Source organism: Rhizobium chutanense (genome assembly GCF_002531935.1).
GTDB classification, from domain to species: Bacteria; Pseudomonadota; Alphaproteobacteria; order Rhizobiales; family Rhizobiaceae; genus Rhizobium; species Rhizobium chutanense.
Genome location: NZ_NWSV01000033.1, coordinates 1 through 12,388 on the forward strand (window position 1 = coordinate 1; position 12,388 = coordinate 12,388).

Sequence of the window (12,388 nt, forward strand, 5' to 3'; positions counted from 1 at the left end):
ATCTTCTATTTCCGCCCCGGCCACGAGACCTATCCGACCTATCATGACGCCACCGTGCAAAAGGTGCTGATCAACGGTGTCAAGTGGGCCTATAACCCTCATGGAGCGTTGACTGGCATCACCGACGCTCCAAATGTGCCGGTAGAAAAAGCACTGGAGCCGATCGTCGAGCGCGGCCCGAAACTGCACCAGGCCGGCGAGGCCGGTTATCGCTGAGGAACTGAAACAATTCTCGGGCGCGCTATCGCCGATCTTGCAGTTTGGGCTGCTAACGTTTCGATAAACAACCATGAGGACGAAAATGCGCTTGATCATTCTCGGAACCGGGGGATGGGCAAACACCCACGCCATGAATTTTTCGGAAATGGCCGACGTGAAAATTGTTGCCGCTGTCGATCCGGACGAAGTCCGGCTGCGGGCGTTCGCGCTCAGGCATGATATCCCGCTGACTTTCACGTCGCTCGATGACGCCCTTGCCTGGGGAGAGTTTGACGCCGTGACCAATGTCACGCCGGATCGAGCGCACTATTCCACGACGATGAAGATACTCGCCGCCGGCAAGCATGTCCTCTGCGAGAAGCCGCTTGCGGTCAACTACCGCGAAGCCAAGGAGATGGCCGATGCCGCGGCGGCATCCGGCAAGGTTACGATGGTCAACCTTACCTATCGCAATGTGGCGCCGCTTCAGGCGGCGAGAAAGATGGTGCTGGACGGCCGTCTCGGCGCCATCCGCCATTTCGAAGCCTCGTATCTGCAGAGCTGGCTGGTCTCCAAGGCCTGGGGTGACTGGACAAAGGAGTCGCAATGGCTCTGGCGGCTGTCGACGAAACACGGCTCCAACGGCGTGCTGGGCGATGTCGGTATCCACATTCTCGACTTCGCGGTCTTTGCCGCCGGAAGCGACGTCAAGGCCGCCGCCTCGCATCTCAAGGTTTTCGACAAAAGCCCCGGCAACCGGATCGGGGATTATGATCTCGATGCCAATGACAGTTTCCTGATGATGGCCGAGCTTGAAAACGGCGCGGCTGGCGTCATCCACGCCACGCGCTGGGCGACCGGTCATCTGAACGAATTGCGCCTGCGCCTGCATGGAGACAAGGGGGCGTTGGAGGTGGTGCATACGCCTGAAGGTTCGACACTCAGGGCCTGCGAAGGCGCCGACGCCGACAAGGCGATCTGGCGCAAGATCGAGGTCGAACCTGTCATCACCAATTTCCGGCGATTTGCGAACGCCGTGCGGGGAGGGAAGCCGGATGAGCCGGGTTTCGCTCACGCCGCGAAGCTGCAATTCGTTCTTGATCATGCAGTCAAGACTGCCGGGGCTCTGACCGAGCTTTAGGCGGAGGCGGGTCCGGCTGAGTGTCGCCTCCGCAGCTCCTTACCAACTGCGCAGCCTCTTTCCGGATGAGCGCCGAAAGGCTCCCCAGGTTCCGGGATCAAGGCCGGCCGGCGCGTGACAGGCAAGGAGTTCGGCCGCGCCCGCCGACCACAGGTCAAGCGGCTTGACGCGGCCTGGACATGCTGCCCGCTGCATCGACCTGAAAGCGCCTGACGACGCCTTCCAATGTCTGTGTTTGAGCGCCGAGCGCGCGGCAGGCCGAGGCGGTTTCCACGGCCATCGTCGCGTTGTGTTGCGTCACCTGATCCAGGGCGTTGACGGAGGCATTGATCTCGCTGATCGCGACCGCCTGCTCGGACGACACCGAAACGATCCGGGCGATCAGACCGGCGACCTGCTCGACCTGTCCTTCGATTTCCAGAAGCGCCTTCCCGGTGCGGTTGACGAGTTCCACGCCGGTGGAAACCTGGGCCGAGGAGGTGGAAATCAGCGCCCGGATTTCCTTGGCGGCGTTGGCCGAACGCATGGCGAGTTCGCGCACTTCCTGTGCCACCACGGCAAAACCCTTGCCCGCTTCGCCGGCGCGGGCGGCTTCAACCCCGGCATTGAGCGCCAGAAGATTGGTCTGGAAGGCGATTTCGTCGATGACGTTGACGATGTCGCCGATCTGCGAGGACGAGCCTTCGATCCTTTCCATCGCTGCGATCGCTTCGCGAACCACGGCCGCCGAATGTTCGGCGCTGTTGCGCGTCTCGGCCATCATGCCGGTCGCCTTGCCGGCGTGGTTGGAGGCGTCTTTCGCCTTGGCATTCATCTCGCTGAGCGCGGTTGTGGCCTCTTCGAGCATCGCGGCTTGCTGTTCGGTACGCGCCGCGAGGCTCTCGGTTGCGCCGGTAATGTCGGCCGAGGAGCTGCCCACCTGTTTGGAGGTTTGGGCGATTTCGGCCATCGAAGCGGAAAGCGCGTCCATGCTGTCATTGAACTTCGCCCGCAAAGTTTCGTAGGTGGCGGCGAAGGGCGTCGTAATCCGGCAATCGAGCTTGCCGGTCGAAAGTTGGTCCAGGCCATAGGTCAGCTGATCGATCACCGTTTCGCGGATCTGCTCCTCGGTGGCCTTTTCGGCCAGCTGGCTGCGTTCGCGCTCGAATTCCGCATCACGACGCGCCGTCTCGCGCGTCTGCGCCTCCTGCCGTTCCAGCGCGTTGCGGCGGAAGACCGCCACGGCCTTGGACATGGCGCCGATCTCGTCGGAACGGTTGGCATAGGGAACATCGGTGGAGAAATCGCCTTCGGCGAGGTTGCCCATATAGGCCTTCATGCCGTCGAGCGGCAAGATTGCCCGGCGGCGCAGAAGGTAGAGTCCGACCAGCAGCAGGCCGAACGATCCGAAGCCCGCAGCGCCCGCATAGATCGTCCAGGTGACGATTTCCGAGGCGGCATTGTGCTCCTCGCCCTTCAGGAAGGCGTCGGAATTGGCGACGAGTTTCTCGACCGCGTCCTGGTGCGAATGAAAGGCGACCCGCAGTTGCTCGATCGCACCATGGGCCTTGTCTTCATCCCTCGCATTCAAGGCCGGGATGATCTGACGGTTCATCACGTCCCAGAAGACATCGCCCTTGGCCAGCACATCGTTTTCCAGCTCGTCCTTCAAAGTCTGCGGCAGCCGGGTGGTTTTCCAATAGGCGCGACGGTCGTCGTAGGCAGCCTTCAGATTGGCGATCTTGGCGAGGTTGGCGTCGGTGAGCTCGGGAAATTTGCTCGCCTCGAAGGAGAGCATGTAGGATTCGACCACGAACAGCGGCGGCGGCAGAATATCGGCGATCAGATCCTTGCCGTAAACGACCTGCTCGTAAACCGGACCGTTGACTTTCAGCCGTTCGAGCGCGGATTGCTGCAATCCGATCGACATGAAAAGGCCTGCTGAAACGGCGACACCAAATGCCACCAGGCTGCGGGCAATAGTAAATGCCACGGCTTTTCTCCAAATAACTTGGGGCCTTTCCACATCGGAAGGCCTGATCTACGTACCGCATTATTTCGGAAGAACGCTGAAATATGGTTAATTCTTTTGAGAATGGAGGCTTAGCCGGTCTTTGGAGCCTAAAGGTACCGTCCAAAATTGGGGTGGTTGATGAATTGTCAAAATTAGAACCGAAATCCGGGCGGACGGGTTTGGTAATTTGCCGAGGGACGGTTGCGATCGGGTGTAAATTGTCCCTCAGCCGGAGCTGCTCAGGCCAACCGCATCAACATTTCATTGAGGTCGCTGATCTCTTGCAGCAGCTCGACCAATCTATCCGTATCGTCCTGGCTGAGCCGGCCCGTTTCGCCGCTGCTATTCCAAAGAAGTTGGAATTCGTGGCTCATGTGCAGCGCGCTGTTCATGATGTCGATGATTTGCGCGCGGTTTTCCCAGGTTGCAACGACGGTCGGTTCGTCCATCTCGATCGAAATATCCGGTTCGCGTTCCAGCAAAAGCAATTTCTGAATCCTTTTGAACGGTGACGAGCTATTCGGACGGCGCCTGTCGGGGTCTTTTGACTCGTGCACACGGTTCGACTGAAAACGGCTGAAAATCAAAACGATTGGCTAGCGGGCGTGGGGCGAACCCGTTAGCCAATCGGCAAACCCCTCTTGAGGTAACCCAAACGAGATTCGCAAAGACCATAAAATGGGAAAATTTCCCATTTGTCAACATGGCTGATTGTGCTTTCAGTGCGGGCCCGGCCCCCCGGGCGGTGGCCCCGGGGGACGGCCGCCAGGGCCGGATGGCGGGCCTTGTCTGTTCGGGTCCGGAAAATCTCCATCTGGCCGGCCTCTGCCGAAAGGCGAATGATCGGGCCGCGGTCCATCCCCGGGGCCGTGGGGCGGGTGAGAACCGAACCCATCCGGACCGGGTCCTCCCGGGAAGCCCGTCATCCTGCTCGAATCCCGCACGCCCATATCGACGAAGCCATGACCATCGGGCGACGGCGGCATCGAGCCGGAAGGCACCGAACCCGCCGGTCCCGAGCCGGCTTGGCCTCTGTCGGTGGGCCGGAACGTCTCGACATTGACGATGCCGCGTTTCAAGCCCGGTACCACGGGTTCGGTCTGAATGCGCGTAATGATCAATCGATCGGCGACCGCCTTGAGACGCACCAGCGTTTGCTTGCCGGCGAGGTAGCCATGCGTGCTTCCAAGTGAAAGGCCGCCGATCAGCACCCGATTGCCGCTCTTGACGGGGACGCCGCGGATATGGGCGCCATCGGAAACGGAGCGGGGCTCGATACGCCGGGCAATGATCGTGCCGTCAGGTTTACGGATGCCGAATACCGCAACCCGCTTGCCTTTCCGCAGGCCCTTCGTTGCCAAACCTGATGTGTCGACGGTTTGCGAAAGTATTCTTATCCCGGTCTTGTCCATACGGTCGATACGGCCCTGGACTTCGCTGACGATCGTGATGCGGGCGGCGCGTTTTCCCGTCAAAAGCACCCGGGCGACATGACCGATCTTCATCGCGCTCGCCGGAACGCGCCGGCCGTCGATCTCGACCGGTGTCGTCGCGTTGAACGGTATGTGGATATTGTTGACGATGATGCTGCCAAAGCCCTGGATCGTTCCGACAATCCCGGTTCCACCGATCCCGTGATCATCGTTCTCCCCGCCGCCGATGAAAAGCCCGGAGCCGCCGATGCCGTGATCGCCGGTGCCTGTCGGCTGCGCGGCTGTCATCCCAGGCATCAGGACCTGAAGCGCTATTCCGCCCAGTAGAAACTGTCTTCTGGAGATCGTCGACGGGCTCATTCGTCAGCCTCCGTCCCCATGGCTTCTGCCTGAAGATCCGCCTCACGCTCCTCGGTCATGACGTAGACGCCCGAGATCCAGCGGCTGTTGCCGCCGGGATCGTCTTTGATCGCCTGATGGGCGATCTTGTTGAGCTTGAGGAGCAGCGCCATGCCTTCCTCGCGCGCGATCTCGTCGAGCCGGGCCGCCAGCGCCGGCGACATGCCGTCGTAATGAACCGCGCGTTCGAAATAAGGAGGCGGGTCGTTCATCAGGTTCATGACCGACGCCTGCACATGGTCACGAAGATTGCGGGTAAAGTAATGCCGGCGGGCTTCGTCGCCGGCATTGGGGACGATCGAGGAGAGGTTGAGCTGGACCCAGCCGTTTTCATCGACAATGACGACGCCTCTGTCCAGCCAGTCATCGAGGATGGAGCGGGGATGGACGTCCTTGGTGATGTCGCTCACCAGGCTTTCGAAGGACGGACCGCCATCGCTGGAGGTTCGGGGCAGGGCGGTCGGCCGATCCTCCGCGTCGCAATAGAGCGGATCGGCCAGCCACCTGGCCAGGATCCGGCTCGTCTGGGAAACGCCGACGGTCAAGAAGGATGCATCAGGCGCCTGTCCGCGCAGCCGGTTGACGTCCTTGCGATGGATGCCCGTCAGCAGCGAGATGCGGCTATCCGTCTGCTGCTTGTTCGGCAGCGCGAATTCCTTTTCCGCCACCTCGATATAAAGCCGGCGAAGGACGGTGGAAAAAGCGGTGAAGTTGAAGCCTGAAGCGAGAGCGAGCTTGACCAGCGGCCGCAGCACGCGGACGAGCATGGCCTGCAAGGTCTCTTCGGAGAAGGGCAGCTTCGCGCGCGGCTTCGACATCAACAACACACTCGGTCTTTCATAGACCCATCTGTCGGCAGACCTTCGACAATCGCCGTCTATCTCCCTATGGCAAAGTCCAGAATGCTGCAATGGACAAGCCGAGTGCAAGGCCGGCATATCCGCCGCGACGTCGCGGCGAGGATGCGATCGCGCCACCTTCCTGACGAGTTTTTTGTTTTCTTGTCAATGCGTTACCGGATGCGGCTCGGGTGAAAGCACCGCTCCCCGGCTCCAGTCGATCAGCCGGTCGATCCGAGCAATCTTGTGGAAAACCTCGAAGACATCGAAAGCCGCGCCCTTCTCGATATGGCCTGCCAGCAGCTCACAAAGCTCGAATATCTCAGGGGGCGTGCCTGTCATCTCGACGCCGTCATCGGTGAAGACACCCGATCGTGGCCAGGCGCGTGCCTGCCCCTCGTCCAGCTTGCTGCCGATGAACGGGATCGTATCGATGATGCCGGAGGCGAGCGCGAAGGCGGCTTCGGCGACGATTTCGGAACAGCTCATGTTGGGCTCCCGTGTTAATTCAGGTATTTGCAACCGCTTGAACTCCTTCATTTTTGTCCGTCAAAGATAGTTGACCAGGCTCATGCTCTGGAGTTTGGAGACGAGCGTGTAGGCCGTTTCCAATTGCGTCTGCAGTTCGTTGACGAGGGTCGACGCCTCGTAGGTATCGACGCCCTGGAGGTCGACGAGCTTTCCCTGAAGCAGGGTCGACTGCGCATCGAGGGCGTCATTGGCTTTTTCGACCCGCTCCTGCGACAGACCGAGCTCGCTCTGCTGCGTCACGATGCCCGAAGTCGCCTGCGCGGCATAACCGATCGCCTTCGATGCGACGGTGCTCTGCGCATCGGCGCTGAGATCCTGGCCGAAGAGGGATGAGACGACGACGGAGGCGAGCGCCAGGTAACGCATGCCTTCGAAATTGGCGTTGGTCGACGAGGTGATCGTTTCCGATGCACTGATCCGGCTTGTCATGTCGGTGCTCGATGCGGTCGACCAGCCGCTCGAAGCGTCGGTCCAGCTGCTTTCGGAGAACATGGGCTCGACCGTGTCGGTAATGAAACTGCCGATTTCATCACCTGTGAGATCGCTGGCGTCCTTTCCAAGGCCGGTTGCGTAATCGCTGAGTGCCGAAACGATCGTATCGGTAACCGTAGAGGATTGATCGGTCAGCGGCTGGCTGTCGAGGTTCGTTCCGCCGAACAGGAACTCGCCGTTAACAGACGTATTCGCCGTCGAGATCAGTTGTGAAATCGTGGCGCCTGCGGTCTGCAGGGCAACGGCGACGCTCGTCGTATCCTGGCTTGCCTGGAGGGCGGTCAGGTTGGAGACCAGGCTGTCGCCGGCATCCTTGAGGCTGGAAAGGGCGGTCTGCGATGCGTCCATGCGCAGTTCGACGACGGCGTTGCTCGTCTGGAACGAGGCGGCCTGGTCGATGGCGCTGGTGAGATTGATCGTTTTTGCGGTGCCGGCGCCAAGCGATACGCCGGTATCGGCGTAGGTTCCGGTCGTCGCCTCCGTCGAGGCCTGCTGCAGCTTGGTCTGGGACTGGCTGATGGTGAGACGCAGGACGTTCTGCATCGCCGATGATGAGACAAAAGAGGCTTTCATGACTAGCTCGCTATGTCGAGGAGCGACTTGAACATCTCGTCGATGACGTTCAGGATCTTCGTCGCCGCCTTGTAGGATTGTTCGATATCGAGAAGGAGCGTCAGCTCCTCGTCGAGGTTGACGCCGGCTTCGTTGGAATAGGCCTCGTCGGAGCGCGATAGTGCCGCAGCGGTGTTTTCGGAGGCCGATGTCGCATCGCTACGATATTGTTCCAGCCAGCCGATGGAGGAGCTGGCATAGTCCGTCAGGCTCTGTGTCGTGGAGAGACCGGCGTCGGAGGAGAATGAGCGCTGTTCCGTCAACGCCGTATAAAGGGCGTCGAGATTGTCCGAGAAGCCGCTGTCTCCGGCGGTGTTGAGATCGGTGATGCCGCTGATCGTTCCATCGCGCAGCTTCGTCGCATCGCCGCCCTCGCTGGTGACGACGGCAAGATTGACGGAGATCGTCGAGGCGATCCCTGTCGTGTCGTCGGAAGCATCGGGCGTTCCCCCGGTTGCGCCGGCCGCCGTCGTCCAGACGAAAAGTCCGGGCGCGCTGGTGCTGCCGTCGCTTTCCGAGAAGGCCTGGACGAGGGATTTGGCAATTTCATCGAGCTGGGCCTGGAATGTCGGCGCGATTTCGTCGCGGAGCTGCAGCAGTGCCTGCAGGCTGCCCGAGGCACTCGTCGTCGATCCCTCGCCGGCGTCAAGCGCCACGCCGTCGATATAGACGGAATTGCCCTCGGTTCCGGCGACGTAGGTTGCTGTGGGGACGTATGTGACGGTGCGCGGTACGGTCTCGAACAGCACTGTGCCGTCCGAGGTGTAGAGCGCCATGTCGTTGTTGTCGCGCACGGTGGTGGTGACGCCGACGATCGAGGAGATCTGCTTCAGGAGTTTTTCACGCTCGTCGAGTGCCGAGGACGTATCGGCGCCGGTCGCCGTCGCCAGCTTGACTGCGTTGTTGGCCGTCTCGAACTGTGACAGCAGCGTATTCAGCGAGGAGACCTGTGTGGCGATGTCCGCATCGGCATCGGCCCGGATCGACTGGACGCCGTCGCTTGCGGTATTCAGAGAATTGGCAAGATCCTGCGCGGCGGTCACGGCCGATTGCGCAGCGGTCGTGCTGCTCGGCGATGTGGCATATGTCTGCAGTGCCTGCTGGAATGCCGAGAGATAGGTGCTCGGCGAGGTCTCGTAGTCGTTGCCTCCCATCAGCGATTTCAGGCTTTCGAGGCCGGTCACCAGCGTCTGCTGGGCACTGTCCTTGGCGTTCGACTGCAGATATTGGGCCAGCAGCGCAGTTTCCTGCGCCCGGCTGATGCTGACGACCTGCGCGCCTGACAGAGACGTCGTGATCGACGCCTCCCGTCTCACATAATCGGAATTTCCGACATTGGCGATGTTGGTCGAGATGACGCTGCTTTGCTGGCCCGTATTGTTGAAAATACTTTGGGCGCTGTTCAAGGCGGAGGTGAGCGACATTCAGCTGCCCCCTCTATCGCTTCAGATTGACGAGGACATCCATGATATCGGAGCCGGTCTGAAACACCTTCGAATTGGCGGTATAGCTGCGCTGCGCTTCGATCATCTCCGTCAATTCGCCGGCGAGATCGACGTTCGAACTTTCGAGAGCGCCGGACTGAATGGAGCCGAGCCCGTTCGTCTGCGGAAAGCCGGTAACCGTGACGCCAGACTGACCGTTGGCGCTGTAGACGTTGCCGCTGAGCAGCGTCAGGTTGTCGGGGCTGGCGACGGTCGCGAGCGGGATCTGATAGAGCGATTTCGTCGTGCCGTTGGCATAGGAGACGGACACCACGCCATCCGTACCGATCGAGACCGCGCTCACCGCGCTTGCGGCCTGGCCGTCGGCCGAGCCCGTCGCCGAGAAGTCGGAGGCAAGCTGGGTGAAATCCGAATAGTCCATGGTGATCGTCTGTGCCGTCGTCGGATCGACGATATCGGTGTCGGTCGCGGAGGTGAGCTGCCCGTCGGCGTCGAAGGAGAGCGTGGCGACGCTGACGGCGTCGGAGGAGTAGGGGAAGGACGTCGTGCCGCCGGTCGTTGCGTCAGCATTGCGGTAAACTGCGACCTCCCAGGTGCTTCCGGTGACCGCGCCGCTGGAATCCGTCGTCACGCCTGTTTTGGTGAAGTAGTAGTCGTATTGGACGGTAGCGCCGAGGCTGTCATAGGCAACCAGCGACATTTTCTGCGTGTCGTCGGTGACATCAGACGTGTTGGCGCTCGGCAGCGTCGTCGTATCGGTGACGACGGTTGCCTCGGAATTCAGGTTGCCGCTGAAATAGGCGCTGGTCGAAGCAACGGCGCTCAATCCCGATTGGGTTACGTTGACCGGCACCAAGCCGTCGAAGCCGTTTACAACAACCGCCGGCACGCCGGAATCATAGGAATATCCCATGAGGGTGAAACCGGCGCTGTTGACCAGATTGCCGTCGCTGTCGACGGAGAAGTCGCCGGCGCGGGTGAGAACCGGCGTGCCGTCGGCGCTTTGCACGATGAAGAAGCCGTCTCCCGATATCGCCAGGTCGTAATCCGAAGTCGTATAAGAGATGTCGCCCTGTTCGGAAATCGCCTGGCGCACGGATGTCTGGACGCCGCCGGAATTATAGTTGCCTGAAGAGGATGGCAGGACCAGCGACGAGAACGAGGTGGAAACGGCTTTGTAGCCGACCGTGTTTGCGTTGGCGATATTGTCGGAAACCGTGCTCAGACGGTTTGCCTGGGCGCTCATGCCGGAGACCGCGGTTTTCATGCTTCCAAAAATGCTCATGGCTCGATCCTTTAAGGTTTGGGAACATGCCATGTGACGAGAGGCTGCCAGGTCCCGGATGATGGGCGCACGACATCGGCCGCGCCGGGCAAAGGCCGGCACCGGTGGATGATCTGATTGTCTGGACTGACCCCGTGATGGCGGTAGGCGCTGCGGCTCATCCGCGCGCAAATATCGTGCGCCTGCTGCCGCGCACCATTCAAATTCTTCTACAGTTCAGGAGCGGCCCGGCTCGGGGCTCTGCCGGCTCGATTGCCGGGCCGCTTTCAGGCCGTCACATTGCAGCTTCTCCAGCAACCGCAATACGACGCCCCTTATCGGCCGTCAGCCCGTGGCGCGGGTGGACAATGAGCCGGTGCCCGATGTGTCGAGCAGATCGAAAAGCTGGCTCGCCTGGCTTTCGGTGACGTCCTCCGGCTTGCCGGCCATGAATTCTTCCAATGTCACGAGCCCGTCTCCGTCCGCATCGAGGTCGGAGAGCAGGGATGCAGACTGCTCATCGTCGGCAGGTGGTGGCCCGTCCGGACGTTGCGACTGCTGGGCGGACATGGCCTCGGTCAGCGCATCGACCGACAGTGAACCGGCGCCTTCGCTGTCGAAGCTGTCGAACAGTGTGCCGGCCTGGTCTTCGCTGACGTCTGACGGCCGGCCTGCGACGAATTCGGTTTTGCTCACAAGCCCGTCCCCGTCCGTATCGAGATCGGAGAGCAGGGACGCAAGCTCATCATCCCCGGCGGGCGGCGGCGGTCCGCCGGCACGTTGCGATTGCTGGGCGGACATGGCCTCGCTCAGCGCATCGACCGACAGTGAACCGGAACCTTCGCTGTCGAAGCTGTCGAACAGCGTCCCGGCCTGATCTTCCGTTACGTCGGATGGCCGGGCTTCGACGAATTCGGCCTTGCTCACATAGCCATCGCCATCGCTGTCCAGCTCCGCAGCGTCCATACCCTTGCCGCCGTCCTGCTGTTGGGCGGAGCCGGACTGACCGGTGAGGCCGTTCATCGCCATCGACATCAACTGAGCCATGAGTTTCTCGGCACTATTGGTCGAGTCTTCGTCGGACTGCTGGGTTGTGGTTGATTTTTTTGCCGAAACCGTATTACAGGATAGGATGTCCTGTGATGCGGACGTCGAATTCTTGCTATAGGAATAGGAAGAAATTGATGTTGCGGCCGAAATGGTCGTCATAAGCGCTCCATCGCTATGAGGGTGGGGATGCAACGCATTACAGAACTTATGAGTTCTCTAAATCGAAATTACTAATGCGACAACCGAAAAAATCATCCCTCAGAAATCGTAATCCGCTTTCGGGGATCATCGGCATGCACCTTGGTAAAGCGGTCTAGATCATCATGGATGGTGTCGACGAGCCCATGGATGAGCCGCGCAAGCGGGGCAGGCCGAAAGTCTCCAGCGATGAGGACAAGCGGGCGCATATCGTCGAAGTTGCCCGCCGCGTTTTCGTACAATGCGGTTATGCCGGAAGCACGACCGCCGTCGTCGCCGCCGAGGCGGGCGTCTCGAAGCAGACGCTATACAAGCTGTTCCAGAGCAAGGAAGAGTTGTTTGCAGCCGTGGTTGGCGCGCATCGGCGCATGATGCTCGATCTGCCCAGGCCTGTGGAGGATCTCTCGATCGTCGAGAGCCTCGAACGCATCTTCATGATCGACATGGACGAGGAGAAGGATGCGGATCGCGCCGGTTTCCTGCAGCTCGTCTTTCGCGAAGCGGGGCAATTTCCCGAGCTCGTCGACATTCTGCAGCATGAAGGCATAAATGCCAGCCGGCAGCATCTTGCCGCCTGGCTGAGCGATCGCCGGGCGGAAGGCAAGTTGTCGCTTGATGACCCTCAGAGCGGGGCCCGGATGCTGATGGATATGGTCTTCGGCGGCATGGGGCCGCCGGAAGGGCGCGCCAAGGCCTGGCCCGATCGGGCGGCACTGCTGGCCCATCTCAGGCGCTGCATCGCAATCTTTGCCGCCGGCGTCGGTGCGGCTTAACGTTTGTCGCAAATTTTCAG

At 60.8% G+C, this 12,388-nt stretch carries 11 protein-coding genes and 1 pseudogene; 3 read left to right on the forward strand and 9 right to left on the reverse strand.

Annotated features, from left to right (window positions below):
* Together CO666_RS29405 and CO666_RS29410 are read left to right on the forward strand one after the other, a co-directional pair.
* Window positions 1-216, forward strand: a pseudogene (locus CO666_RS29405) (ThuA domain-containing protein); the annotation flags it as partial.
* Between the two features lie 85 nt (window positions 217-301).
* Window positions 302-1,339, forward strand: coding sequence for a Gfo/Idh/MocA family protein (locus CO666_RS29410; protein ID WP_097615543.1), 1,038 nt, complete (start codon window positions 302-304; stop codon window positions 1,337-1,339).
* A gap of 154 nt (window positions 1,340-1,493) precedes the next feature.
* Here CO666_RS29410 and CO666_RS29415 read toward each other — a convergent pair whose 3' ends face one another.
* The 9 genes from CO666_RS29415 to CO666_RS29455 all read right to left on the reverse strand — a co-directional run bounded on the left by CO666_RS29415 (window position 1,494) and on the right by CO666_RS29455 (window position 11,556).
* Window positions 1,494-3,311, reverse strand: a complete 1,818-nt coding sequence (locus CO666_RS29415) for a methyl-accepting chemotaxis protein (RefSeq protein WP_097615544.1) — start codon at window positions 3,309-3,311, stop codon at window positions 1,494-1,496.
* A 260-nt stretch (window positions 3,312-3,571) separates the two neighbouring features.
* Window positions 3,572-3,820: a hypothetical protein gene (locus CO666_RS29420; RefSeq protein ID WP_097615545.1), complete on the reverse strand. Its 249-nt coding sequence runs from the start codon at window positions 3,818-3,820 to the stop codon at window positions 3,572-3,574.
* Between the two features lie 231 nt (window positions 3,821-4,051).
* Window positions 4,052-5,125 (reverse strand): DUF5666 domain-containing protein, encoded by a 1,074-nt coding sequence (locus CO666_RS29425; RefSeq protein ID WP_097615546.1) that lies wholly within the window; start codon window positions 5,123-5,125, stop codon window positions 4,052-4,054.
* Entirely contained in the window at window positions 5,122-5,982 is an 861-nt protein-coding gene (locus CO666_RS29430; protein ID WP_097615547.1) for a DUF6502 family protein, read from the reverse strand. The genes CO666_RS29425 and CO666_RS29430 overlap by 4 nt, the downstream gene beginning before the upstream one ends.
* A 186-nt stretch (window positions 5,983-6,168) precedes the next feature.
* The gene (locus tag CO666_RS29435; RefSeq protein WP_097615548.1) at window positions 6,169-6,543 is read right to left on the reverse strand and encodes a hypothetical protein; all 375 of its coding nucleotides are present in this window, start codon (window positions 6,541-6,543) and stop codon (window positions 6,169-6,171) included.
* Between the two features lie 9 nt (window positions 6,544-6,552).
* Window positions 6,553-7,599: a flagellar hook-associated family protein gene (locus tag CO666_RS29440; protein ID WP_097615549.1), complete on the reverse strand. Its 1,047-nt coding sequence runs from the start codon at window positions 7,597-7,599 to the stop codon at window positions 6,553-6,555.
* A 2-nt stretch (window positions 7,600-7,601) separates the two neighbouring features.
* Window positions 7,602-9,062: a flagellar hook-associated protein FlgK gene (gene flgK, locus CO666_RS29445; protein WP_097615550.1), complete on the reverse strand. Its 1,461-nt coding sequence runs from the start codon at window positions 9,060-9,062 to the stop codon at window positions 7,602-7,604.
* A gap of 13 nt (window positions 9,063-9,075) precedes the next feature.
* Window positions 9,076-10,368 carry a flagellar hook protein FlgE gene (locus tag CO666_RS29450; protein ID WP_097615551.1) on the reverse strand — a complete coding sequence of 431 codons (1,293 nt, stop codon included), beginning with the start codon at window positions 10,366-10,368 and terminating at the stop codon, window positions 9,076-9,078.
* Between the two features lie 324 nt (window positions 10,369-10,692).
* Window positions 10,693-11,556: an EF-hand domain-containing protein gene (locus CO666_RS29455; RefSeq protein WP_097615552.1), complete on the reverse strand. Its 864-nt coding sequence runs from the start codon at window positions 11,554-11,556 to the stop codon at window positions 10,693-10,695.
* 164 nt (window positions 11,557-11,720) lie between these two features.
* On the opposite strand from CO666_RS29455, the gene CO666_RS29460 reads away from it, so the two are divergent.
* Window positions 11,721-12,368 (forward strand): TetR/AcrR family transcriptional regulator, encoded by a 648-nt coding sequence (locus CO666_RS29460; protein ID WP_097615553.1) that lies wholly within the window; start codon window positions 11,721-11,723, stop codon window positions 12,366-12,368.
* Window positions 12,369-12,388 lie beyond the last annotated feature (20 nt).